Here is a 24,795-nt window from a genome sequence, read left to right on the forward strand (position 1 = left end):
GAGAAATAATTATTTTTTTGATTCTTTAGTTTTTATTTGCAATGCAATAATGATTAACAATCCTGCTAAAACACCAAAAATTGCTCCTGAATTTTCTTTACTAGATAAATGTTCCCAATCAATTTGCAACAACCAAAACATTATAAATAAAGCTAATATTCCAGAAATAATACTTTTAATTAATTTTGTATTACGCTTCTTCTTCGACATAATCTAGCTCTACTTTTAAGTTTTCGATGATAAATTTTTGTCTGTCCGGAGTATTTTTACCCATATAAAATAGCAACATTTGTTCAATAGACATTTCTTTATCTAACATTACCGGATCTAAACGAATATCATTACCTATAAAATGAACAAATTCATTTGGCGAAATCTCTCCCAAACCTTTAAATCGAGTTATTTCTGGTTTTCCTCTTAATTTATCTATTGCATCTCTTTTTTCTTCATCAGAATAACAATAAAAAGTTTGTTTCTTGTTACGAACCCTAAATAACGGAGTTTCTAATATAAACAAATGTCCTTCTTTTATCAATTCTGGAAAAAATTGTAAGAAAAATGTAATTAATAATAAACGGATGTGCATTCCATCGACATCGGCATCAGTTGCAATTACAATGTTGTTATAACGCAAATCTTCTAAACCATCTTCTATATTTAAAGCGGCTTGTAAAAGATTGAATTCTTCATTTTCGTAAACAATTTTCTTACTTAATCCGTAAGAATTTAAAGGTTTCCCTTTTAAACTAAAAACGGCTTGTGTATTTACATTTCTAGATTTTGTGATAGAACCAGAAGCTGAATCTCCCTCTGTAATAAATAAAGTAGTTTCTAAGTAATTTTCTTTTTTAATATCACCTAAATGAATTCTACAATCACGTAATTTTTTATTGTGTAAACTCGCTTTTTTAGCTCGGTCTTTTGCTAATTTTCGAATTCCAGAAAGCTCTTTACGTTCTTTTTCTGCTTGCAATATTTTACGCTGCAACTTATCGGCAACATCTGCGTTTCTGTGTAAGAAGTTATCTAACTTGGTCTTTAAGAAATCGTTAATATAGGTTCTTACAGTTGGTAATTCTCCTCCCATATCTGTAGAACCTAACTTTGTTTTTGTCTGACTTTCAAAAACAGGCTCCATTACTTTTATGGCAATCGCAGAAATAATAGATTTACGAATATCTGAAGCTTCAAAAGCTTTGCCATAAAACTCACGAATTGTTTTTACAATAGCTTCTCTAAATGCAGCTTGGTGCGTTCCTCCTTGTGTGGTATGTTGTCCGTTTACAAAAGAATGGTATTCTTCTGAATATTGTGTTTTACTATGTGTAATGGCAACCTCAATATCATCACCTTTTAAATGAATTATAGGATACAACATATCTTCTACATTGTTATTACCTTCCAATAAATCTTTTAATCCATTTTTAGAAAAGAATTTTTCACCATTAAAAATAATGGTTAAACCCGGGTTTAAATACACATAATTCTTCAGCATTTTTGCTACATATTCATTTCTGAATTTGTAGTTTTTAAAAATAGTTTCATCGGGTACAAAAGAAACTTTAGTCCCTTTTCTTCGAGATGATTCTTCTAAAAATTCTTGATTTTCTAAATTTCCTTGACTAAATTCTGCTGAAGCAGATTTTCCTTCTCTAGAAGATTCAACTCTAAAAAAAGATGAAAGTGCATTTACAGCTTTTGTACCAACTCCGTTTAAACCTACCGATTTTTTAAACGCTTTAGAATCATATTTCCCACCAGTATTCATCTTAGAAACTACATCTACTACTTTTCCTAACGGAATTCCACGACCGTAATCTCTAACAGTAACTTTGCTTCCTTGTATAGAAATTTCGATGGTTTTACCGGCACCCATCACATATTCATCAATAGAATTGTCTAAAACTTCTTTAACCAAAATATAAATACCATCATCCGCAGAAGAACCATCACCCAATTTACCAATGTACATTCCTGGACGCATTCTAATGTGTTCTTTCCAGTCTAAAGACCTGATATTATCTTCTGTATATTTTGTTTCTTGACTCATGAAATCTCTTACTGTTATTAGGTTTGAAGCCTCGCTAAAATAGCATTCTAGATGCTAAAATAAAACAAGTAAATTAATTAGTTATCAACAAGTATTTCAATGAACATTTTTTACTCTTTTCTGATGTAAAAATCACAAAAAAAAACAATATGTTATATTTTTAAACAAGTGATATTTAAGTCAACATTTTTAGTACTTTTGAACTCTTATTTAAAATAGAATAAAGTGGAAAGAACACAATTATTAGAGTTAGCAAATAAATACGGTAGTCCTTTATATGTTTACGATACAGACAAAATAGAATCTCAATACAACAGATTAACAGGTGCGTTTAGTAACGTAAAAAACCTAAAGTTAAACTATGCTGTAAAGGCGCTTTCTAATATTAATATTTTAAAGTTCTTTAAAAATTTAGGTTCTGGTTTAGACACTGTTTCTGTTCAAGAAGTACAACTGTGTTTAACAACTGGTATTGCTCCGCACGATATTATATACACACCAAACGGAGTTTCTTTATCAGAAATTGAAGAAGTTGCTAAATTAGGAGTGCAAATTAATATTGATAACCTTTCTATTTTAGAACAATTTGGTCAAAAACATCCAGATATTCCTGTTTGTGTGCGTATCAATCCGCATATTATGGCTGGTGGAAATTCTAAAATTTCTGTAGGTCATATTGATTCTAAATTCGGAATTTCTATTCACCAAGTGCCACATATTAAGCGTGTAGTAGAAAATACAGGCATGAATATTAACGGAATTCACATGCACACTGGTTCTGATATTTTAGATATCGATACCTTTTTACGTGCTTCTGATATTTTGTTTGATGTTGCAAAACAATTTGAAAACATCGATTTCATCGATTTTGGAAGTGGATTTAAAGTTCCTTATAAAGAAGGAGATATTTCTACAGATATCGAGCAGTTAGGTTTACAATTGTCAGAAAGATTTAACGAATTTTGTAAATGTTATGGTAAAGACATTACCTTGATGTTTGAACCTGGTAAATTCTTAGTTTCTGAAGCAGGTTCTTTCTTAGCAAAAGTAAATGTTGTAAAACAAACAACTTCTACTGTTTTTGCTCATGTAGATTCTGGTTTTAATCACTTAGTAAGACCAATGATGTACGATTCTTACCATCATATAACAAACATTTCTAATCCAGAAGGAAGAGATAGGTATTATTCTGTTGTAGGTTATATTTGTGAAACAGATACTTTTGCATCTAATAGAAGAATTTCAGAAATTTCTGAAGAAGATGTTTTATGTTTCCACAATGCCGGAGCATATTGTTTTTCAATGGCTTCTAACTACAACTCTCGTTATATACCTGCAGAAGTTATGGTGTATAAAGGAAAAGATTATTTAATTAGAAAAAGACAAACTATTCAAGATATTTTACACAATCAAGTAGTAATTGACTTGTCTAAAACAGAAAAAGTAGAAGCTTAAAATAAGCATTTCAATAAATTATAAATCCATCAAAAGATATATTTTTGGTGGATTTTTTTATTAAATTTACGTACTAAAATTAAAACAAATTTAAAATGAAAATTCTAGGAATAGGAAGTAACTACGTTACTGATTTAAAAGATATTGAAGAAAAAAAGAAAGGTAAAAAATTTATATTTTCAAAACCAGAATCTAGTTTAGCTGTTAATTGTGATGTAGAATATCCTAGTAGCATTACTAACGAATTAGTTTACGAAGTTGAGCTAGTCGTTAAAATAGGAAAAGAAGGAAAAAACATTTCTAAAGAAGAGGCAAATTCTTACATTTCTGAAATTGCAGTTGGTATTGATTATACAGCCACAGATATTTTAAAAAATGCCAGAGAAACAAAACATCCTTGGGAATTTGCAAAAGGTTTTGATGGTGCTGCACCAATTTCTAGCTTTAAACCTGTTGCTGATTATAATTTAGGTGATATTGATTTTGATTTAAAAATTAACGGAGTAGAAAAACAAAAAAGTAATACAGCATATATGATTAACGATTTTGCTGATATTATTGTGTTTATTTCTGAATACATGACCTTACAACCTGGTGATTTAATTTTTACAGGAACTCCAGCTTTGGGTAAAGGAGAAATTTTTAAAGGAGATCATTTACAATGTTCTATAAATGGAGATTTATTGTTAGATTTTAAAATGATATAATTGTCAGTTTTAAACCTTAAAAACTTTTTTATTGATGAAAATCAGACTTTCTAAAATTGAAGATGTTCCGCAAATTGCAACGATTATTGATGACGCAAAAGAACTTTTAGCTTCTCTTAATATTGATCAATGGCAAAATGGTTATCCAAATGCTGAACAAGTTGAAAACGACATCAAAAATAATGAAAGTTATGTAGTTGTAAATGATGAAGGAACAGTGATGGCAACCTCAATGTTTACCTTAAGAAAAGAACCTACTTACAAAGAAGTTATTGATGGCAGTTGGCTAATTTCTGAAGATGAAGTCTATGGCGTAATTCATAGAATGGCCATTAAAAAAGAATACAGAAAATTAGGTTTGGCAACATTTCTTTTTGATGAATTTCATCAACAATTAAAAGACAAAAACATAGAAAGTTTAAAGATTGATACCCATGAAGACAATCTTGGAATGCAATCTTTAATCAAGAAATTGGGTTACAAATATTGCGGAATTATTTACACAGATTACAACGCAAAAAGATTGGCTTTTGAGAAAGTAATTTCTTAAAAAACACAAATGTCAGTTCGAGCGCAGTCGAGAACTTTTTAACCTTTCGACTGCGCTCAAGGAGACAAAAATCTACTATATTTACAACCTCATAAATTCATTTTTATGAGGTTTCTTTTTTAGCTTAAATTCAAACAAAAAATGCAATTACTTTCTTATATAATTCAGCAAACACAACTTTCATCAAAATCTGTAGAAAACACCATTTCTTTATTAAATGAAGATGCTACCATTCCTTTTATTTCTAGATATAGAAAGGAAATGACAGGAAATTTAGATGAAGTTGAAATTGGTGAAATTGTAAAATTTAAAGAAACTTTTGAAGCTTTAGAAAAACGTAAAAAAGCCATTTTAAAAGCTTTAGAAGATCAAAATGTTTTATCAACCGAATTAACTCAAAAAGTAAACGCTTCTAAAGACATCATTGCATTAGAAGATTTGTATTTACCTTTTAAAAAGAAACGAAAAACCAAAGCAGAAACTGCTCGTTTACAAGGGTTAGAACCTTTGGCAAAAATGATAATGAGTCAGCGAGTAAATGATTTAGAACATACAACATCTAAATATACATCCAACGAAGTTGACACTATTGAAGATGCTTTAGAAGGTGCTCGTTTTATTATTGCAGAATGGATAAACGAACGTACAGATATCAGAAACAACATCAGAAGAGAATTAGAACGTTATGCTACTATTTCATCTAAAATTATAAAAACTAAGAAAGACGATGAAAAAGCGCAAAAATTTAAAGATTATTTTGATTGGAGCGAATCTTTAAGTAGAATTCCTTCTCATCGATTTTTAGCTATTTTAAGAGCAGAAAGCGAAGGTTTTATCCGTGTTAAAATAGAAATTGACAACGAAAGAATGCTTCAAAGAATGGAAGATAGAATTATTAGAACTCACAATGAATGTGCGCCTCAAATAAAACTCGCCATAAAAGATGCTTTTAAACGCTTGTTATTTCCTTCTTTATCAAACGAAAGATTATCTCTTGCCAAAGAAAAAGCAGATGAAGATGCCATCATCGTATTTTCTAAAAATCTAAAGCAATTGCTTTTAGGCGCTCCTTTAGGCGAAAAAAGAATTTTAGCCATCGATCCTGGATTTAGATCTGGTTGTAAAATTGTTTGTTTAAATGCACAAGGAGATTTAAAACATAATGAAACTATTTTTCCACATGCACCACAAAATCAAACTATTGAAGCGATTAAAAAAATCAGTTCTTTAGCAGAAGCGCATCAAATTGAAGCCATTGCTATTGGAAACGGAACCGCTTCTAGAGAAACCGAACAATTGGTTAAAAAGATTCAGTTTAAAAATCCTGTGGATGTTTTTGTGGTTAGTGAAGCCGGAGCTTCTATTTATTCAGCTTCAAAAATTGCAAGAGATGAGTTTCCTAATTATGATGTTACAGTGCGTGGTTCTGTATCAATAGGAAGAAGATTGCAAGATCCTTTGGCAGAATTAGTAAAAATTGATGCAAAATCGATTGGAGTTGGTCAATATCAGCATGACGTAGATCAAACAAAATTGAAAAAATCTTTAGATAATACTGTAGAAAGCTGCGTAAATACCATTGGTGTAAACATTAACACGGCAAGTGAATCTTTGTTGAGTTATGTGTCTGGAATTGGACCAAAATTGGCAGAAAATATTGTAAATTATAGAAACGAAAATGGTTCTTTTACATCAAGAAACGACATCAAAAAAGTGCCTCGTTTAGGCGGAAAAGCTTACGAACAAGCAGCTGGTTTTTTACGAATTAAAAATGGTAAAAATCCGTTAGATGATTCTGCTGTGCATCCAGAAAGTTATGCTTTGGTTGATAAAATGGCAAAAAATCACCAGAAAAAAGTGGTAGAATTTATTGGCAACAAAAAATTGATCAAACAAATTCAACTAAAAAATTATATTACAGAAACCATTGGTTTACCTACTTTAGAAGATATTATAAAAGAATTAGAAAAACCAGGTGTAGATCCAAGAGAAAAAGCAAAAGTTTTTTCTTTTGATGCAACTATTAAAACGATTGCTGATTTAAGAATAGGACAACTTTTACCCGGAATTGTAAATAACATTACCAATTTTGGTTGTTTTGTAGATGTAGGAATTAAAGAAAGTGGTTTAATTCATGTCTCTAATTTATCGGATACTTTTGTAAAAGACGTTAATACAATTGTGTCTTTACAACAACAAATTATTGCTAAAGTGTTAGAAGTTGATGTAGTTAGAAAACGAATTCAATTAGCTTTAATAAAGTAAAATTTTTATTACCTTTAAACATGACTAAAAAAGAAAAAACAGATTCTTGGGATGACTTAAGTGACTTTCAAAAAAATGAAATACAACAAGAGGTTAACGAATTAAATAAAAAGAAAAAAGTTTCTTGGGAGGATGTTAAAAAAAAGCTTTCAAAATTGAAATAATATATATACTTCAAACTTTAGAAAACAGAAAGGTCCAAATATCATTGTTTCTTGGCAATAACAAATTATCGAAAAGAAATTGATGTTAAAGATGTTAGAAATAAATTTCAATTGTTATTTATAAAATAAAAAATTATTGAATTAACAATACAGGAATACTAATTTTAATCCTGCAGGTTTTTAAAACCTGAAGGATTCCTATTTTATTAACAATCGCAAAAAGAACATCTTTAAATATATAATATTTCACTAATTTCGACCTCACAAAAATAATCAATGAAAGTCTGTATTGCCGAAAAACCATCTGTAGCAAGAGAAATTGCTAATATTCTAGGAGCCAACACAAAACGTGATGGTTTTTATGAAGGAAATGGTTATGCGGTTACCTATACTTTCGGACATTTATGCACACTTTTAGAACCTAAAGATTACAAACCGCATTGGAAAAGTTGGGATTTAAACAATTTACCCATGTTACCAGAGCGTTTTGACACCAAAGTTACGGGTGATTCTGGTATTAAAAAGCAATTCAATATTGTAAAAAGTTTATTCGAAAAAGCAGACGTTATCATCAATTGTGGGGATGCTGGAACAGAAGGAGAATTGATTCAGCGTTGGGTAATTAATCAATGTAATTACAAAGGAAAAGTACAACGTTTATGGATTTCTTCATTAACAGAAGAAGCAATTAAAGAAGGTTTCAACAATTTAAAACCGGCAGAAGATTACGACAATTTATACTACGCAGGTTATTCTCGTGCTATCGGAGATTGGTTGTTAGGTTTAAATGCAACACGTTTATATACTGTAAAATTTGGCGGATTTAAACAGGTTTTATCGGTTGGTAGAGTGCAAACTCCTACGTTAGCCATGTTAGTAAATCGTTATTTTGAAATCGAAAATTTTAAACCACAACCTTATTGGGAACTACAAACTACGTATAGAAATACACTTTTTAATTATGAAGACGGACGTTTTCTTAAAAAAGAAGATGGGCAAGTTTTAGCTGATAAAGTAGCACAATCTGAGTTTGAAATTGTTTCTGTAACCAAAAAGAAAGGAAAAGAATATGCTCCAAAACTATTCGATTTAACAGGTTTACAAGTATATTGTAATAATAAATTTAGTTTTTCTGCGGATGAAACTTTAAAGATCGTTCAGAAATTATATGAAATGAAAGTAGTTACCTATCCAAGGGTTGATACTACTTTTTTACCGAACGATGTATATCCTAAAGTTGCCGGAATTTTATCAAAATTAACCAATTATAGTCAATTAACTCAACCTATTTTAGGTCAGAAAATAAAGAAAACAAAACGTGTTTTTGATGACAAAAAAGTAACCGATCACCACGCAATAATTCCTACGGGAATTCAAGGAAATTTACAGTACAATCAGCAACAAGTGTACGATATTATTACACGTAGATTTATTGCCGCTTTTTATCCAGATTCTGATGTTTCTAATACTTCTGTAATTGGAAAAGCTGCAGATGTTCCTTTTAAAACAACCGGAAAAGAAATCATCAATAAAGGTTGGCGAATTGTTTTTGAAACACAAGAAAGCAAGGTTAAAAAAGAAATGAATGAGAAACTCACTTTACCTTCTTTTGTAAAAGGTGAAAAAGGAACTCATGAACCTTCGTTTTTAGAAAAAGAAACAAAACCGCCAAGAAATTATACAGAAGCAAGTTTATTACGCGCCATGGAAACTGCCGGAAAGCAAGTTGACGATGATGAAATGCGCGAATTAATGAAAGAAAACGGAATTGGAAGACCGTCTACAAGAGCAAGTATTATAGAAACTTTATTTAGAAGAAAATATATTGAACGTAAGAAAAAATTGGTTTTACCAACACAAACGGGCATAGATTTAATTAATATTATTGATAATGAATTGCTAAAATCTGCTGAGTTAACAGGACTTTGGGAGAAACGTTTAAAAGAAATAGAACGAGGAGATTTTAACGCAGGAACGTTTATCAATAACATGAAAAAAATGGTAGACGAATTGGTTTATGAAGTCCGTTCTAATACTTCTAAAAAACGAATTTCTTCAAACGCAACTGTCAGTTCGAGCGTAGTCGAGAATACTTCAATAACAAAACCTAAAAAAGTAACAAAAAAACAAGTTGCAGGCAAAACATGTCCGAAATGTAAAAAAGGACAAATTTTAAAAGGTTCATCTGCTTTTGGTTGTTCTGAATATAAAAATAATTGTGATTTAAAAATTCCGTTTATAATCTATGGAAAAAAGGTTTCTGAAAATCAAATTATAAGATTGATTGATAAAGGTTGTACAACCAATTTAAAAGGATTTACAACAGATGCAGGAAAAGTTGAAGGTTTGATTCGTTTTGATGATGATTTTAACTTAAAACTAGAACCTAAACAAAATGTCAAATCTAGCTTAGTCGAGAATAATTCTGATAAAATTTCGTGTCCAAAATGTAAAAAAGGTACTGTTTTAAAAGGAAAAACAGCTTACGGTTGTTCGGAATACAAAACAGGATGTAATTTTGTTTTTACTTTTGAAAACATCAAAAAAATAGCCAATGGAAAACCATTGACTAAAGATCTGGTTTTAAAAATTATCAGTCAATAGTTTTTAAAGCATCAATAAAAAACACTCCTTATTCTGCATACATTTTATCAATAAGTGCTTTATACTTTTTTTGAATCACTTTACGCTTCAGTTTTAAAGTTGCTGTAATTTCTCCAGCTTCAATACTAAATTCTTTAGGTAATAAAGTAAATTTCTTAATTTGTTCAAACTTAGAAAACTCTTTTTGTAGCTCTTCAAAACGTTTTTCGAGCATTTTTTTAATTTGATTATTAGCAATCAAATCTTCAATATCTTTAAAACTAATTTTATGTTCTTCTGCATATTTTTTAATATTATCAAAACTTGGCACTGCTAAAGCAGTCACATATTTTTGTTGATCTCCAATAACAGCAATTTGCTCAATAAAAGAATCACTAACCAATGCAGTTTCTAACTTTTGAGGAGCAATATATTTCCCTCCAGAAGTTTTCATCAAATCTTTAATTCTATCCGTAATAACTAAATTACCAGATGCATCTATTCTTCCTGCATCACCAGTTTTAAACCATCCATTCTCAAATACCTCTGCAGTTGCCTCTGGCTTTTTGTAATACCCTTTCATTACTCCAGGTCCTTTTACCAAAACCTCGTTATTATCACCAATTTTAATTTCTGATCCCGTAATTGTTTTACCTGCAGAATTAAATTCAAAATGATGATCACCAAACAACGTAACTGTAGCGGTAGTTTCTGTTAAACCGTAACCACATTTTACATTTAATGCAAATGAATGAAAAAAGGATACCAAATCTGGACCTAACGGAGCACCTCCACATGGCATAAACTTTATATTTCCACCAAAGACATTACGTAATTTACTCAACACCAATTTATCTGCTATTTTATATTTTAAACCTAGCATTAACGGCACTTTTTTATCAAGTCGTTTGTGTTTGTTATGGTAATTATTTCCAATTCCTAAAGCCCAACTTGCCATTTTCATTTTTGCAGGCGAAGCTTCTTTTCTTTTTTCTTGAATAGCCGTAAAAATTTTCTCAAAAATTCTTGGTACAGTACACATTAAAGAAGGTTTTACTTCTTTTAATACATCTGCAATTTTCTTAGGATCTTGATTAAAATACACCTGAATACCTTGCTGTAAACAGAAAAACACCCAACTGCGTTCGTAAATATGACTTAAAGGTAAAAAGCTTAAAGACACATCATTTTCATCTACCTCTAACTCAGCTTCATGTGCTTTTAAAGACGATGCAAAATTATTATGATCTAACATAACTCCCTTTGGCTCTCCTGTTGTACCAGAAGTATAAATAATACTAGCTAAATCATTTAAATCAGACTCAAAAAGACGTTTTTCTAATTCCGTTTCAATACTTTTTGGAAATTCTGCATTGATAAAATCAGTAAAGTAAACCGCATTTTTATGGTTTCTTAAATCAACTGTACCTGTTAAAGCTACAATTAATTTTAAGAATTTATTATTTTCTGATATATTTTCAACCTTATCAAACTCTTCTTGATCCCCCACAAACAATACACTAACTTTTGCATCGTTTATAATATATTCTGCTTCTTTTTGAGAATTGGTTGCATAAATAGGAATTGTTACTGCTCTTGTTCCCATAATTCCAAGATCTGCAATAATCCATTCTGTCATATTCTGTGCAAAAACCCCAATATTGTCTTGTTCTTTGATTCCGAAATTGATTAAAGCTTTAGAAACTTGTTGAATTTGGTGATAAAACAAATTCCAAGAAATTCCTTTCCAACTTTTAGAAGCTTCATCTTTATAAAAAATAGCTTCTTTCGTTGTAAATCGGTTTGTATTCTCTTTAATTACTTCTAATAAATGTTTATAATTCATAATTAATCTTTCGATTATTTTTAAAAATTGATATTTTACCTCGCAAATTTACGAATATTTAAATACTTAAAATGTAATTAACTATTTAGATTGATGTTATAATAAAATAGTTAATCAATAAAATTTAAGCAAAAAATATGCCTAAAATTTTAGTTACCCTTAAATTTAAAGAAGATTATATTTTACTTTTTTGATTAAGATCAATGTAAAACTTTTAAAAACTAACGCTAAAAAACTTTACTTATTCCCTTATTTTACATTAGTTTTATCCAAAATTATAAAAAGAATAAATGGATTTCACAAACCCACTTGTATATGGTGTTCCTTGTTTTTTAGGACTTATTTTAGTTGAATTAGCATATAGTAAACATCACAAAAAAGAAGAAAACAAAAAACTTTATAAATGGAAAGATTTAGCTGCAAGTCTTACAATGGGTATTGGTTCTACAATTATAGCTCCACTTACTAAAACAATTGCTGCAATTGTTCTTTTTAATTTTGTTTACGATTTATTTAATCCTTTAGTTGATGGAGTTCGTACAAATATTATGGGTTACGAATCTTTTGGTTACGCTTGGTATGTTTGGATTATTTGCCAAATATTAGACGATTTTAGTTATTATTGGTTTCATAGACAAAACCACAATGTTCGTTTATTATGGGCAGCACATATTGTACATCATTCTTCTGATAATTTTAATTTAGGAACTGCTGTTAGAAACGGTTGGTTTACCATTTTTTACAAACCATTTTTTTATATGTGGATTCCTGCAATTGGTTTTCCGCCAGAAATGTTAGTGGTTTGTTTGGGTATTGAAGCTTTATGGCAATTTCAATTACACACCGTTTATATACCTAAATTAGGTATTATTGATAAAGTATTTAACACACATACCATGCACCAAGTGCATCACGCACAAAATTTTGAATATATGGATAAAAACCATGGTGGATTTTTAAATATTTTTGATAGAATGTTTGGAACTTTTAAAGAGTTAGATGAAGATATTGATATTAAATACGGAGTTACTACACCTCCAAACTCATACAATCCGTTAGTAATTTTAACACACGAATACAAAGATATTTGGAATGATATGAAAAGGTCTAAAAATTGGTACCATAAATTTATGTATGCTTTTGCGCCTCCTGGATGGAGCCACGACGGAAGTTCTTTAACCATTAAACAGCAACGTAAATTGCTGAATGAAAAATAATATTAAAAAAATCTGTTAGCTTTAAAACTGACAGATTTTTTAGTTTATAAATAACTTTTTTATCTATTAAAGTATACTAACTTTATTGGGTTAAAATGATAAAATATCAAAATTATTTTAACCTTAGATATTTTTTATTTTTCACTTACCTCTATTCTTCCTTAGTTTTATTAAATTTTTCCTGCATTCATAAAAAATAAGTTTATTACGGGTTACAACTACTGTAGTTTTGAAGTAATATAAAACCTATTTACAATGAAAAACAACATAAAAGAACTCGTATTTTTAAGAACATTCGCAATTACAACAGCCTTAAGTGTGCTAGCATTTGTTTCTTTTTCCTTTAAACAATCTGGAAATAAAAAATTTGGTACTATTGATGTAGAACGCATTAATATTATTGAAAAAGATGGCACTACAAAAATGATTATTACAAATGTAGATCAATTTCCTAACGGAAAGGATTCTATAAACCATAGACCTACAAATATTACACGTAAAAAACGTGCTGGAATGCTATTTTTTAATGAAGATGGTATAGAATGTGGAGGGTTTATTTACGATGGTCAAAAAACTGAAAATGGGCATAGTGCAGGTTTATCATTAACTTTTGATAAGTATGATGGAGACCAAGCAATGCAACTCTTACATACTGATTTACAAAAAAACGGACAAAGAAGACTAAAAAGCTCGATACGTTTTAACGATTTACCTGAAAATTCAACGCAAGAAAACGTAGCAAAAGCCAACGAAGAATTATATAAGATAAAAGACAAAAAACTTTGGAAAAAGACTTACGATGAATATGCAAAAAAAGGAATAGTAGGAATTACAAAAAGGCTTGAGCTAGGAAACTTAGGAAAAGGTCGTCCAAATGGTATGTTTCTATATGATGACAAAGGAAATATGAGAGCTATGTTCTGTATTGATTCCGAAAACGAAGTTCGATTAGAGGTCTTTGATCAAAAAGGGAATAAAGTAAATTCTTGGCCAAACAAAAAATAACTATTTCTATAGCGATGTTTATTTTAATAAAATCTTCATCGCTTTTCTTTATCTTTACCATTAATATTATGCAAAAAGTAATTCAATTTATAAAAGGAGACATCACCTTTATCCTTTTTCTGTTTGTTTTTAGTTGGGTTTTTACACTTAAAAATAAAATAGGCTTTGCTAATTCTTGGGATGATTTTGTTTTTCATCCAGATACTTCATTCTGGGTTTTTATACAAGCGCTTTGCATCTTCTTATTTATTCATTTAGTAAAAAAAAGAATAGATAAAACGAATACAAATTTGGCACCTACAGTTAAAAAATATCTGTTATTTTTTGGAATAAGTCTTATTACCTATTTACTAATCACAAATATATTTGGTATACTAATTTCACTAGCTTTTAATACTTTTTCTAGAAATTTTAATTCTTCGTATCAAATAACCTATAAGATATTTAATCAAGTTATTGATTTTACCATTTTTGGAAGTTTTTCGTTAGCTTATTTATATTCTAAAGAAAATATAAATCATAAAAAAAGATTATCTGCTTATGAAGCAAGTAATTCTAAAAGTAAAATACAGCAACTCAAAGCTCAGTTAAGTCCCCATTTTTTATTCAACAATTTAAATATTCTTGATCAACTTATTGATGAAAATAAAGAACTTGCTTCTACTTTTTTAAGTCAGTTTTCAGACCTTTATCGATATGTTCTAAAGAACTCTAATAAAGAACTCATTACCATTAAAGAAGAAATAATTTTTGCTGAAAACTATTTTAAATTAATGGAAACCAAATATAAAGACTGTTACAAGTTAATTATAGACCATTCTATTAGATCATCAAAGATACTAATACCTCCTTTTTGTTTACAGGTATTAGTAGAAAATGCAATAGTACATAATCTAGGAACTATTAAAAAACCAGTAATTATTAGTATTTCTATTAAAAAAGGAATATTTGTAACCAATAATAAAGCAATACATGTCAATAAGAAAAATAGTAATGGAATTGCCTTAAAAAACTTATCTGAACAATTTTTATTATTAACAAACTCTTCCGTTGTTATAGATGACTCTAAAGATGTTTTTTCAGTTACCCTACCTTTAATTAAAAATATTAACAATGATTAGAGTCGTTATTTTAGAAGATGAAGCTCCTGCGAGAAAAAAATTAAATACTTTTCTGGAAAAGACAAAAGAACCTTTTGTTATAATAAACGAAATTGAAACTGTTATTGAAGGGTTAACTTTCTTTAAAACAAACCCAGAAATAGACTTAATATTATCTGATATTGAGTTAAGAGATGGCAATGTTTTTGAAATTTATAACCAAATAGAAATAACTGCTCCAATAATTTTTATAACTGCTTATGATGATTTTTGGATGAATGCCTTTGAGACCAACGGTATTGAGTATTTATTAAAACCTTACTCTTTTAATCGTTTTAAAAAAGCTTTTGAAAAATACAGTTCTCTAAAAAGAAAATTATCAATTACAGATAATAATATAATTCAAAAAATAGATGCTTTTTATCAAAATAAAATGGCTCAACAAACAGATTATAAAGAATACATTCCTATAAAATCTTCAAGTGGTATTTATTTTTTAAAAGTTGCTGATATTCTTTTTATAGAATCTGATTATGGTGTTCTTTTTGCTCATGATTCTAAAAACAAAAAGCACATACTAAATCAAACATCTCTTAAAGAAATACAGGAAATACTCAATCCAACTCAATTTTATAAAATTAATCGTAGCGAAATTATTAATAAAAGTTATGTAGAAAAAGTAAATCGTTACACTAAAAACACTGTTGCAATACATATTAAAACCCATATTTTAAAAACAAGTCAAAACAATACAGCTGGTTTTAATTCTTGGATGGGAATATAATATTGAAAAATTTCTAAATCTATTAGTAGATTAAAACTCTATAACTAATTAATATAAGAATAAAGCTAACAAACAAGTCTAACCCTGATTGAAACGGCATCCTTTTTTCTAGAGTTCGAGTAAATTTTGAAGAATGAAAAATTTGTAACGAGAATAGAAGAAAAAAGATATAGTCGAAAGCAGGAAATAGTTTCTAACAATTAATCAATCATATTTTTTAAATAAAACTGCTCTACTTTTTCTCTTGCCCAAGGTGTTGTTCTTAAAAATTTTAAAGAAGATTTGTACGTTGGATTGTTTTTAAATGCGTTTATATTTAATGCGTCCCCTAATTCTTCCCAACCATATTCTAAGAATAATTGTTCTAACATGGTGGCTAATTTTATGCCGTGCAATGGATTATTTGGTTGCTCTTTACTCATTATTATTTATCTAAATTTGGTAATATAAATTCATCTAAAACAGATTTTTTTGCCATCATTTTTTCGATGTCTTCTGCTTTTCTTGGTGCTTCGCCCGATAAATTAATTGGAGTGCTTTTTGTTACTAAAATATCATCTTCTATTCTAATTCCTATTCCCCAATATTTTTTATCACAATCACTACCTTCAGGAATATAAATTCCAGGTTCCATGGTAACAATCATATTTTCTTCAAAAGTATTATAATTTCCTGGATCGTGCACATCTAAACCAATATGATGACTCGTACCATGAGGAAAATAAGGATGTTTTTCATCAATAGACTTTATAATACCTAATTTTAATAGTCCTTGATTAATTACTTTTCTTGCTGCTTGATTTGGTGCTTGCATACTTGTACCAATTGTATATAATTTAATACCAGCTTCTTGTGCATCGTAAACAATATCATACACTTCTTTTTGCTCTTTAGTAAATTTTCCACTTGCAGGAATTGTTCTTGTAACATCAGCTGTAAAGCCTCTGTACTCTGCTCCTAAATCCATTAAAACTAAATCGTTACCAACTTTTGTTTGATTGTTTTCTATATAATGTAAAATACAACCATTATTACCAGCACCCACAATTGACGGATAACCTTCATATTCTGCTCCGTATTTTTTATACACAAACTCATGAATACCTTGCAACTCCGTTTCAGACATATGAGGTTTCATTGCTTTCATAACTTCTATTTGTCCAACGGCAGAAATTCTTACAGCCTTGGTTAATAATTTAACTTCTTCTGCTGTTTTAACTTCTCTCATTGTAGCTAAATGTGTTGATAAAAACTTAACATCAATATTTGTTTTTGGTTTTAAAGCCAAAGAAACTTTTAATTTGATTTCTTTTTTAAGTTCGTCTGAAGTTGCTGTTTTGTATTTATTAATTAACTCATCTTCTTTAACTTCATCAGAACGTTCTTCTACTCTATTAATAATCTTAATTACATTTGCACTACTTTCAATAGGTGTTTCTGCAATATTATTATAAACATATTCTTGAACGCCAGTTAAAAACAATTTAGGATCGTAACCTGCTTTAATTTTAAATCCTTTTACCAAATCAAACGTGTCTGCATTACCCCCTAAGTTTCTATAATCATCATTAAATTTTTCTACAAAAACTTTATCAAATTTTTTAAAATCGATGTTTGCTTTTACAAATTCTTCTGCATTCGAAGATTTACTAAAACCTAATTCTGTTTTTGCTCCTTCTGTTCCCAATCGTTTTCCGTTCCATTGTTCTGCTCTTTTATCGCGTTTTTGAACGTATAAAATTTCATTATAGGTATCACCGTTTTCATCCGTAATATCATCAGAAAATAATATTAAAACTGCATTTGGCTCTCTATAACCTGTTAAATAATAAAAATTTGGGTCTTGATGAAACACATAATCTACATCATTTGCTCTGTTTCTTAACGGATTTGCAAACAAAACCGCTACCGAATTTGCTGGCATTTTAGATCTTAAAACTGCTCGTCTTTCTTTATGGAATTCTTTTGATAAATAATCTGTTGGTGTTTGCGAAAACCCATGAAAGGATACTGCTAATAAAGCAACTAAAAGAGTTTTAAAATTCTTCATTATTGGTAAGTTTAATTGTTGTTTACCCAAATGTAACATTAATTAATTTTAACTAAAAATTTACAAAATATTTGTGATTGATTATTACGTATTTTTCAATAATTTAGCCAAAATTTAAAGAAATTTATAGCTATAAATAATAAACTATCTTTTTAAAAAATGTTTCTTTAATAAACAACAAAATTATACAGCATAATGAAAAATATAGCATTACACGAAATTCACGAAAAATTAGGCGCAAAAATGGTTCCTTTTGCAGGTTTTAACATGCCTGTACAATACGAAGGTGTTACCGCAGAACATGTAACAGTTAGAGAATCTGTTGGTGTTTTTGATGTAAGCCACATGGGTGAATTTTTAGTGAGTGGAGAAAATGCATTAGCATTGATACAAAAAGTAACTTCTAACGATGCTTCTAAATTAGAAATTGGTGATGCACAATACAGCTGTTTCCCTAATGAAGAAAACGGAATTGTAGATGATTTAATTTGTTATAAAATTGAAGATAACAAATACCTTTTGGTTGTTAATGCTTCTAATATTGAAAAAGATTGGAATTGGATTTCTAAATACAATGAAGAATTTAAAGCAGATTTAAGAGATTTATCTGATGATTATTCTTTGCTTGCTATACAAGGGCCAAAAGCTGTACAAGCAATGCAATCTTTATCTTCTTTAGATTTAGCTGCAATACCTTTTTATAAATTTAAAGTAGGTGATTTTGCTGGTATAGAAAATGTAATTATCTCTGCAACGGGTTATACAGGTTCTGGCGGATTTGAAATTTACTGTAAAAACTCAGAAGTTATTCAAATTTGGGAAAAAGTTTTTGAAGCAGGTGCTGGTTTTGGAATTAAACCAATTGGTTTGGCTGCGCGTGATACTTTGCGTTTAGAAATGGGTTATTGTTTATATGGTAATGATATTGATGATACAACATCGCCAATTGAAGCTGGTTTAGGTTGGATAACTAAATTTACCAAAGACTTTGTAAATGCAGAAGCTTTAGCAAAACAAAAAGCAGACAAACCAATTCGTAAATTAGTTGCTTTTGAACTTGATGTAAGAGGAATACCAAGACATGGTTATGATATTGTTGATGAAAGCGGAAACGTTATTGGTAACGTAACTTCTGGTACAATGAGTCCGTCTTTAGGCAAAGGTATTGGTTTAGGTTATGTACCAAGTTCTTTAGCTAAATCTGGTTCTAAAATTAATATTCAGATTCGTAAAAAAGCAATACCTGCAACGGTTGTAAAATTGCCCTTTTACAAGGGATAAAAATAAGATTATTAAAAACCTCACAAATTTGTGAGGTTTTTATTTTAAAACTACCTTCATAAGTTCAAAATATTGTAGTCATTTATGAAGAATTGTTTATTAACTGGAGGAACGGGAATTGTTGGAAGTCATATTATTTTTGAATGGTTACATAAAGCTATTATAGAAAAAACCGTAAATCATCTTTTTGTAATCATTAGAGAGAATAAACAAACTGCAAAAGAACGTTTGTTAGCTGTTCTACAAGATAAATCTCGCCCAGAATTTTTAAATAACTTTACTCTAGAATCTTGTCTAGAAAAAATATCTGTAATTCCTCATGATTTATCAACTATTACAAAAAAAGTTTTAAGCAACTATAATTTTGATACTGTAATACATTGTGCAGGTTCTACAAACTTATTAAACACAAACGATTCTAAAAAAAAGGTACATACACAAAACTATTTAGTTACTCAGCAACTTTTAGAACAATTACCAAAATCGGTTACACGTTTTTTATATATCAGTACAGCATATTCATTTGGTATTCAGGAAAACAAAGTAAATGATACTATCGAAAATTATAATGTTTCTCAGTTTAGAAACCCGTATGAAGAATCTAAATATAAAAGTGAACGTTTTGTCAAAGAAACCTGTAAACTTAAAAATATAAACGCTCAAATTTTAAGACCAAGTATTATTTGTGGTCGTTTAATTGATAAACCTTTTTTTGAAACACCAAAATTTGATGTTTTTTATTCTTGGGCAATTTTCTTAGATAAATATGCTAAAAAAGCCAAAGAAAACTTTAGAATTTGGGTTGATAAAAAGAGTGGTTTAAATATTGTTCCAGTAGATTTTGTTTCAAAATCTATTTTACATGCATTTTTAAATCCTACTATTAAAGAACTAAACATTGTAAACCCAAAACAAATTTTACATAAAAATTATGTTGGTGATGTTTTAAAGTCTTTTAAAATTGATTCTTATGAATATGTAACCAATAAACCAGAAAACTTAAATGCTTTTGAACAATTGTATTACAAAAGTATTGGTGGTCTTTTCGAAAAATATGTTTCTATACCAGATTTACAGTTTAATTCTGATAAAATTGAACGATTTATAGAACAACTACAACTAGATATTACATTGGGAGTTCATGAAAATTTTATGAACTTGATTGATTATTCTGTAGAGCAAAAATTTAAAAAAAGTTATTAAAATTTACCATGGACTCGTTAACTCAAATAGTTTTAGGTGCTGCCGTTGGTGAAGCTGTTTTAGGAAAAAAAATTGGCAACAAAGCCATGTTGTATGGAGCAATTGCAGGTACAATTCCTGATTTAGATGTGCTTTCTTCTTTTTTTTCAGATAAAGTTACCGCTTTAGAAGTACATAGAGGTTTTACCCATTCTATTTTATTTTCTGTTGTTTTTGCGCCTATTTTTGCGTTTTTAGTTACAAAATATGAGAAATATAAAAATATAAAAGATTGGTCTTGGCTTTTCTTTTGGGCTTTTATAACACATCCTATTTTAGATGCACAAACAACTTGGGGAACACAACTTTTTTGGCCTTTAGACATCAGATTAGCATTTAAAAATGTATTTGTAATTGATCCTTTATATACAATACCTTTTTTATTTTTATTGATTTTAACAATGCGTCAAAAAAAAGAATCAAAAAAAAGACGGTTTTACAATAGTTTAGGATTGATAATAAGTAGTTCTTATTTAATAATCACTTTAGTTTTAAAAGGAATTTCTTATCAAACATTTACAAAAGAACTTAACGAACAAAATATTGTTTATACAGAAATAGAAACAAAGCCATCTCCATTAAACACTATTTTATGGACAGCAAACATTAATACTGAAAATGCTTTTTTAATTGGTAATTCTTCTTTTTTTGATGAAAATCCAATTCAGTTTTCTCGTTATCCTAAAAACCATCACTTGTTAGGAAATTTAGCAAATCATGAAAAAATAAAACGTATGATTGCTATTTCTAAAGGTTGGTATACTATTAACAAAAAAGAGGGAATTCTGTATTTTAACGATTTACGTTTTGGTACTTTAAGTATGAAATCAAACGCTACAAATTTTGTTTTTAAATATAAAATTGAAATTGATAAAAACGGAGTTCCATTTTTTATAGAAGAACCTAAAGACAAAAAAGAGGGGGAAGAATTATTAATAGAATTATGGGCTAGAATTAAAGGAAATTAAAACAATTATTCCTGCTCAAACCTTCTGATTCTTAAAGATAATCACATCATTTTGAACATTACTTTATAAAATTACCTCCTTTTAGAAAATTTATTTTAATTATTTCACAAGATTACTTTCTTAGTTTTTTCAATCAATTTTATTCATTAAATTGATTGCTTAAACACAACAACATGAAATTAAAATTAATTACCCTACTCTTTTTAGCATCAATTTTTACAATACAAACCAAAGCACAAGAAAATGCGAATAGCATTTTAGAAAAAGCATATAAAAAAGCCAAAACAGAAAACAAAAGTGTTTTTGTTAAATATAGCGCTTCTTGGTGCGGTTGGTGTAAAAAAATGGACAAACAAATGAAAGATGAAAATTGTAAAACTTTCTTTGATGATAATTATGTAACGGTAAATTTAGTAGTACAAGAATCTGATAAGAATAAACATTTAGAAACACCTGGAGCAATGGAGGTTTTAACAAAGCATAAAGGAGAAAAGTCTGGTTTACCTTTCTGGGCTATTCTTGACAGTTCTGGTAAATTAATAGAAGACTCTTTTGATTCTAAAGGACAAAATTTAGGTTGCCCTGCAACTGAAGAAGAAGTTAGCGAGTTTATAAAAATTCTAAAAAGTACTTCTAGAATTTCTGATAAAAACTTGAACACAATTTATGAAATATTTTTAGCAAAATAGCTATTTAAAACCTCATCTAAAAATGCAAAAAGTAAAACCATATACAAAAATTAATGAGGCGCTTTTATCACTAGATAATGGTGGTAGATTTTATAACTTATTTACAAAAGCTAAAGATGGAGTAATTAGTCAAGCAGAATTAGGTAAAATAGGTGGAATTTTTAATGATAAACAAAAAATGATTCTTTTTTTAGAATTGTCTTTATCAAAATTAACAGCTACAGAAAAAGAAATCATTCTTAAAAAATTAGATGAAAAACTAAAAATAGATTATCTAAAATACAAACCTCAAAACCTACTTCCTTCTGAAGTTATTGAAAAGAGTGTTTTGTCTTCAAATATAATTTTAACAGGTATACCTAAATTAATAGATTCAAAATCTGATTTTAAAGGTTTTATTATGATTCCGATAATGACAGGAAAAGTAATGACTTTTTCTATGATTCCGATAATAGAAAATTATGATGTTTACGAACTAAAAAATGAAGAATCTTCAGAAACATTTATAATTGCGCACTCTAAAAGTTCAGATAAATTACCAAACAAAAAAATAGTTATTGCTGGTGTATTAAAAGAATTAGAAAAAGACAAAAATGGAAATAAAAAAACATTTTTAGAAGCAATTTATCTTATAGAAGATAAATAATTAATTAAGTTATCTATAAACTAAATAATCTCCTTTCTATTTCTTTGAAAGGAGATTATTTCTATATTTTTAATAAAATAAATTGATAATAATTTAAAAGATTAGCTCTAATCTAATAATTCAGGATTACTTAGAATTAATTCTATTTTCTTAATAATTACCGTAATCTGACTCATTTGTGCTTCTATATTTCTAAAGTAAATACTAATATCTCTATTAACCCAACTTTCTGATATAACTCGTGCACCTAAACTTATTCTTAAAATAGCACTTTGTAAATCATTTCTATATTTTACATTAACTGCTTGCCCAATATGGCATTTTTGAGCTGCAAGCCTTATAATTTCTAAAGGTTCTCCTTCAAATTGATTAGATAAATCAGAATTTAATAACAAGTAAAGCTTTTTAACTTTTGCTACAGATAAAGCATCTCCATTTTTAATGATGAAAAAAGGAAAAATTGTACGAATATTTCTAATTCCAAACTTTTCATTATCAAAAGGATTAAGATGAGATTCGTTTTTATAAAGAGGCTCTAAAAAAGAAGCTTCATTTATAGAATCTTCAACAAAATTACAAAACATTTCAATTCCCATATTTCTATACAAAACAGGAGTTAAAAAATACTTTTCCATTTCTAAAATGGCTGCTTTCCATCTCATGTTAGATCCGTAATTAAAACCATCACATAAATCTGTTGCACAAGCCCAATTTACTGGCCAATCAGAATGATTGTAATAATCTGTTAATCCTTTTGGCAATTTTCCTTTTACAGCACTTATAGATTTACTAACGCCTTTGGGAAAAATTAATGCTCCTGAATAAGGAGGTCCTGTAAAATATTTACTTCCTGTAATACTAACAATGTATTCTTTCTCTAAATAATTTTGAATATCTATTGGATCTAATCGAAGTTGAGCAGCATCTATAATTACTTGAATTGATAAACCTTCTAATAAATCTAAGTCTTTCATCATTTTTTCACTTGGCGATGCATAGCCTAACTTAGAATGATCCATAACATGTAACACAACATGTTTGCCTAATTTATTGGTTTCTTTAATGGCTGTAAAAACTTCTATGTCTAATTCTTCTGTAGATTTTAATTGACCATTTTCATCTCTAAAAGGAATCTTAATTAAATCTACATCTCTAAATCCTTTAATTCTTTCTCCTTTTTTAGCAGGACAATTTAGTGCTGTATTATTTTCGAAATGACATCCGTTTAAAGCTGCTGGCACTCCACTTCCTGTTTCATCAGAAGCTACTAAAACATGGGTAATTTCTTTCTTTGTTACAATCTGAGTTAATGCCGCTATCTGAAGAGAAGAATCTGTACCTGAAGGAGAAAAAATAATCTCACAAGCCTCATCTAACGTAAATATTTTTCTAAGACTACTTTTTAATGATTCAGAAAACTCTAAAGCTGTGGTTTTAAAACCTTTTTTTAAACTATTTTTGATTAAAATACTTCTAGCTTTATCGGTTTTATCAAAAGCAAAATTAGAAACACTTGTAGCTGTAGAGGAAGCAAATGTAAAAGCTTCTGGTCTAGGGAACGGTCTACATCCATATTTATTTAGTAAATAAATCTCATCAATAGTTAAACGAAGATCTCCACCATCCATTAATAAATATTCTGTCGGTTTTGCTAAATTTTTAACAATTGGTTCCCAAGCTTTTTCAAAAAAATTGTTTTTTGGATTTATTCCATGAAAACTTTCTAGTTCTTTATAATTTGATGAATTAACATCTGTAGCGTTCTTAATTAAATTTATTAAAGGGAAGCTTACGTTTTCTAACTTTTCTTTATCTTCTTTGGGTAATAATTTATAAAAAATCTTAGTTACCTCTAGAGCTGCAATATCACACAAATAAGTAGCTTTTTCTTCTTTATTTATAGCTTTAAACCAAAGTTGCCACTCTATACCATATCTTAAATAAACTAAAGCTAAAACAGGGTTTTTTAAATATAAAGAACCAATTATGATTGATTGATTTGGTCTTATTTTAAATACATCTGGTACTGTATTAGAAGTAATAATATTGATGTTATTTAACTTAGGTACCGTATTAAACCTTTTTAAAACATGAACCAGATAATTAACATTTTCTTTTTCAAATAAACTTGTTCTTTGGTATTGATTCTCAATAGCTATATTATTTGTCATAAGTAGTTTAGTTTTAGTTACT

The 24,795-nt window shown here is 28.7% G+C and carries 21 protein-coding genes; 15 read left to right on the forward strand and 6 right to left on the reverse strand.

Annotation, left to right across the window (positions count from 1 at the left end; all coding sequences use genetic code 11):
* Positions 1-9 precede the first annotated feature (9 nt).
* Together ACJJVY_RS06530 and ACJJVY_RS06535 are read right to left on the reverse strand one after the other, a co-directional pair.
* Positions 10-210 (reverse strand): hypothetical protein, encoded by a 201-nt coding sequence (locus ACJJVY_RS06530; protein ID WP_405606197.1) that lies wholly within the window; start codon positions 208-210, stop codon positions 10-12.
* The gene (locus tag ACJJVY_RS06535; RefSeq protein WP_405606198.1) at positions 191-2,050 is read right to left on the reverse strand and encodes a DNA topoisomerase IV subunit B; all 1,860 of its coding nucleotides are present in this window, start codon (positions 2,048-2,050) and stop codon (positions 191-193) included. The genes ACJJVY_RS06530 and ACJJVY_RS06535 overlap by 20 nt, the downstream gene beginning before the upstream one ends.
* A 225-nt stretch (positions 2,051-2,275) precedes the next feature.
* On the opposite strand from ACJJVY_RS06535, the gene lysA reads away from it, so the two are divergent.
* The 6 genes from lysA (at position 2,276) to ACJJVY_RS06565 (ending at position 9,795) form a co-directional block, all read left to right on the forward strand.
* On the forward strand, positions 2,276-3,505 hold the full coding sequence (gene lysA, locus ACJJVY_RS06540; RefSeq protein WP_405606199.1) for a diaminopimelate decarboxylase: 1,230 nt from the start codon (positions 2,276-2,278) through the stop codon (positions 3,503-3,505).
* Between the two features lie 95 nt (positions 3,506-3,600).
* Complete coding sequence (locus tag ACJJVY_RS06545; protein ID WP_405606200.1) at positions 3,601-4,212, forward strand: fumarylacetoacetate hydrolase family protein; 612 nt, start codon at positions 3,601-3,603, stop codon at positions 4,210-4,212.
* Positions 4,213-4,246: 34 nt separating this feature from the next.
* Positions 4,247-4,762: a GNAT family N-acetyltransferase gene (locus ACJJVY_RS06550; protein ID WP_405606201.1), complete on the forward strand. Its 516-nt coding sequence runs from the start codon at positions 4,247-4,249 to the stop codon at positions 4,760-4,762.
* Positions 4,763-4,903: 141 nt separating this feature from the next.
* A complete protein-coding gene (locus ACJJVY_RS06555) occupies positions 4,904-7,027 on the forward strand; it encodes a Tex family protein (protein ID WP_405606202.1) in 2,124 nt (707 codons plus the stop codon).
* Between the two features lie 20 nt (positions 7,028-7,047).
* Positions 7,048-7,191: a hypothetical protein gene (locus ACJJVY_RS06560; protein WP_249982451.1), complete on the forward strand. Its 144-nt coding sequence runs from the start codon at positions 7,048-7,050 to the stop codon at positions 7,189-7,191.
* Between the two features lie 276 nt (positions 7,192-7,467).
* On the forward strand, positions 7,468-9,795 hold the full coding sequence (locus tag ACJJVY_RS06565) for a DNA topoisomerase 3 (RefSeq protein ID WP_405606203.1): 2,328 nt from the start codon (positions 7,468-7,470) through the stop codon (positions 9,793-9,795).
* A gap of 28 nt (positions 9,796-9,823) precedes the next feature.
* On the opposite strand, the gene ACJJVY_RS06570 is transcribed toward ACJJVY_RS06565, so the two are convergent.
* Complete coding sequence (locus tag ACJJVY_RS06570) at positions 9,824-11,620, reverse strand: AMP-dependent synthetase/ligase (protein WP_405606204.1); 1,797 nt, start codon at positions 11,618-11,620, stop codon at positions 9,824-9,826.
* Positions 11,621-11,910: 290 nt separating this feature from the next.
* Between ACJJVY_RS06570 and ACJJVY_RS06575 the strand changes: the two genes are divergently transcribed.
* From ACJJVY_RS06575 to ACJJVY_RS06590, 4 genes are all read left to right on the forward strand, one after another.
* Positions 11,911-12,837, forward strand: coding sequence for a sterol desaturase family protein (locus tag ACJJVY_RS06575; protein WP_405606205.1), 927 nt, complete (start codon positions 11,911-11,913; stop codon positions 12,835-12,837).
* 255 nt (positions 12,838-13,092) lie between these two features.
* Positions 13,093-13,842 carry a hypothetical protein gene (locus ACJJVY_RS06580; RefSeq protein WP_405606206.1) on the forward strand — a complete coding sequence of 250 codons (750 nt, stop codon included), beginning with the start codon at positions 13,093-13,095 and terminating at the stop codon, positions 13,840-13,842.
* Positions 13,843-13,910: 68 nt separating this feature from the next.
* Complete coding sequence (locus ACJJVY_RS06585; protein WP_405606207.1) at positions 13,911-14,963, forward strand: sensor histidine kinase; 1,053 nt, start codon at positions 13,911-13,913, stop codon at positions 14,961-14,963.
* Positions 14,956-15,726 carry a LytR/AlgR family response regulator transcription factor gene (locus ACJJVY_RS06590; protein ID WP_405606208.1) on the forward strand — a complete coding sequence of 257 codons (771 nt, stop codon included), beginning with the start codon at positions 14,956-14,958 and terminating at the stop codon, positions 15,724-15,726. Before ACJJVY_RS06585 ends, ACJJVY_RS06590 begins: the two co-directional genes overlap by 8 nt.
* Positions 15,727-15,926: 200 nt before the next feature.
* Here the strand turns inward: ACJJVY_RS06590 and ACJJVY_RS06595 are convergent, their stop codons facing one another.
* Positions 15,927-16,148 carry a VF530 family protein gene (locus tag ACJJVY_RS06595; protein ID WP_299052628.1) on the reverse strand — a complete coding sequence of 74 codons (222 nt, stop codon included), beginning with the start codon at positions 16,146-16,148 and terminating at the stop codon, positions 15,927-15,929.
* 2 nt (positions 16,149-16,150) lie between these two features.
* Positions 16,151-17,776 (reverse strand): aminopeptidase P N-terminal domain-containing protein, encoded by a 1,626-nt coding sequence (locus ACJJVY_RS06600; RefSeq protein ID WP_405606209.1) that lies wholly within the window; start codon positions 17,774-17,776, stop codon positions 16,151-16,153.
* A 195-nt stretch (positions 17,777-17,971) separates the two neighbouring features.
* Here ACJJVY_RS06600 and gcvT point away from each other — a divergent pair, with 195 nt between their 5' ends.
* The 5 genes from gcvT to ACJJVY_RS06625 all read left to right on the forward strand — a co-directional run bounded on the left by gcvT (position 17,972) and on the right by ACJJVY_RS06625 (position 22,602).
* The gene (gcvT, locus tag ACJJVY_RS06605; RefSeq protein ID WP_405606210.1) at positions 17,972-19,057 is read left to right on the forward strand and encodes a glycine cleavage system aminomethyltransferase GcvT; all 1,086 of its coding nucleotides are present in this window, start codon (positions 17,972-17,974) and stop codon (positions 19,055-19,057) included.
* Between the two features lie 84 nt (positions 19,058-19,141).
* On the forward strand, positions 19,142-20,260 hold the full coding sequence (locus tag ACJJVY_RS06610; RefSeq protein WP_405606211.1) for an SDR family oxidoreductase: 1,119 nt from the start codon (positions 19,142-19,144) through the stop codon (positions 20,258-20,260).
* An 8-nt stretch (positions 20,261-20,268) separates the two neighbouring features.
* Positions 20,269-21,267, forward strand: a complete 999-nt coding sequence (locus ACJJVY_RS06615; RefSeq protein ID WP_405606212.1) for a metal-dependent hydrolase — start codon at positions 20,269-20,271, stop codon at positions 21,265-21,267.
* Positions 21,268-21,440: 173 nt separating this feature from the next.
* Entirely contained in the window at positions 21,441-21,956 is a 516-nt protein-coding gene (locus ACJJVY_RS06620; protein ID WP_405606213.1) for a thioredoxin family protein, read from the forward strand.
* 22 nt (positions 21,957-21,978) lie between these two features.
* Positions 21,979-22,602, forward strand: coding sequence for a hypothetical protein (locus ACJJVY_RS06625; protein ID WP_405606214.1), 624 nt, complete (start codon positions 21,979-21,981; stop codon positions 22,600-22,602).
* A gap of 107 nt (positions 22,603-22,709) precedes the next feature.
* Here the strand turns inward: ACJJVY_RS06625 and ACJJVY_RS06630 are convergent, their stop codons facing one another.
* Positions 22,710-24,773: a hypothetical protein gene (locus ACJJVY_RS06630; RefSeq protein ID WP_405606215.1), complete on the reverse strand. Its 2,064-nt coding sequence runs from the start codon at positions 24,771-24,773 to the stop codon at positions 22,710-22,712.
* Positions 24,774-24,795 lie beyond the last annotated feature (22 nt).

Origin of the sequence: Polaribacter sp. Asnod1-A03 (assembly GCF_045063585.1) — a bacterium.
Lineage (GTDB): Bacteria > Bacteroidota > Bacteroidia > Flavobacteriales > Flavobacteriaceae > Polaribacter.

Excerpts from the sequence above, each read along its gene's own strand:
- ACJJVY_RS06585 (WP_405606207.1), top strand. The coding sequence starts at position 13,911 with ATGCAAAAAGTAATTCAATTTATAAAAGGAGACATCACCTTTATCCTT.
- ACJJVY_RS06550 (WP_405606201.1), top strand. The coding sequence starts at position 4,247 with ATGAAAATCAGACTTTCTAAAATTGAAGATGTTCCGCAAATTGCAACG.
- ACJJVY_RS06575 (WP_405606205.1), top strand. The coding sequence starts at position 11,911 with ATGGATTTCACAAACCCACTTGTATATGGTGTTCCTTGTTTTTTAGGA.
- ACJJVY_RS06545 (WP_405606200.1), top strand. The coding sequence starts at position 3,601 with ATGAAAATTCTAGGAATAGGAAGTAACTACGTTACTGATTTAAAAGAT.
- ACJJVY_RS06630 (WP_405606215.1), bottom strand. The coding sequence starts at position 24,773 with ATGACAAATAATATAGCTATTGAGAATCAATACCAAAGAACAAGTTTA.
- ACJJVY_RS06565 (WP_405606203.1), top strand. The coding sequence starts at position 7,468 with ATGAAAGTCTGTATTGCCGAAAAACCATCTGTAGCAAGAGAAATTGCT.
- ACJJVY_RS06535 (WP_405606198.1), bottom strand. The coding sequence starts at position 2,050 with ATGAGTCAAGAAACAAAATATACAGAAGATAATATCAGGTCTTTAGAC.
- ACJJVY_RS06580 (WP_405606206.1), top strand. The coding sequence starts at position 13,093 with ATGAAAAACAACATAAAAGAACTCGTATTTTTAAGAACATTCGCAATT.
- ACJJVY_RS06625 (WP_405606214.1), top strand. The coding sequence starts at position 21,979 with ATGCAAAAAGTAAAACCATATACAAAAATTAATGAGGCGCTTTTATCA.
- ACJJVY_RS06620 (WP_405606213.1), top strand. The coding sequence starts at position 21,441 with ATGAAATTAAAATTAATTACCCTACTCTTTTTAGCATCAATTTTTACA.
- ACJJVY_RS06590 (WP_405606208.1), top strand. The coding sequence starts at position 14,956 with ATGATTAGAGTCGTTATTTTAGAAGATGAAGCTCCTGCGAGAAAAAAA.
- ACJJVY_RS06560 (WP_249982451.1), top strand. The coding sequence starts at position 7,048 with ATGACTAAAAAAGAAAAAACAGATTCTTGGGATGACTTAAGTGACTTT.
- ACJJVY_RS06595 (WP_299052628.1), bottom strand. The coding sequence starts at position 16,148 with ATGAGTAAAGAGCAACCAAATAATCCATTGCACGGCATAAAATTAGCC.
- gcvT (WP_405606210.1), top strand. The coding sequence starts at position 17,972 with ATGAAAAATATAGCATTACACGAAATTCACGAAAAATTAGGCGCAAAA.
- ACJJVY_RS06610 (WP_405606211.1), top strand. The coding sequence starts at position 19,142 with ATGAAGAATTGTTTATTAACTGGAGGAACGGGAATTGTTGGAAGTCAT.
- ACJJVY_RS06600 (WP_405606209.1), bottom strand. The coding sequence starts at position 17,776 with ATGAAGAATTTTAAAACTCTTTTAGTTGCTTTATTAGCAGTATCCTTT.
- ACJJVY_RS06615 (WP_405606212.1), top strand. The coding sequence starts at position 20,269 with ATGGACTCGTTAACTCAAATAGTTTTAGGTGCTGCCGTTGGTGAAGCT.
- ACJJVY_RS06530 (WP_405606197.1), bottom strand. The coding sequence starts at position 210 with ATGTCGAAGAAGAAGCGTAATACAAAATTAATTAAAAGTATTATTTCT.
- ACJJVY_RS06570 (WP_405606204.1), bottom strand. The coding sequence starts at position 11,620 with ATGAATTATAAACATTTATTAGAAGTAATTAAAGAGAATACAAACCGA.
- ACJJVY_RS06555 (WP_405606202.1), top strand. The coding sequence starts at position 4,904 with ATGCAATTACTTTCTTATATAATTCAGCAAACACAACTTTCATCAAAA.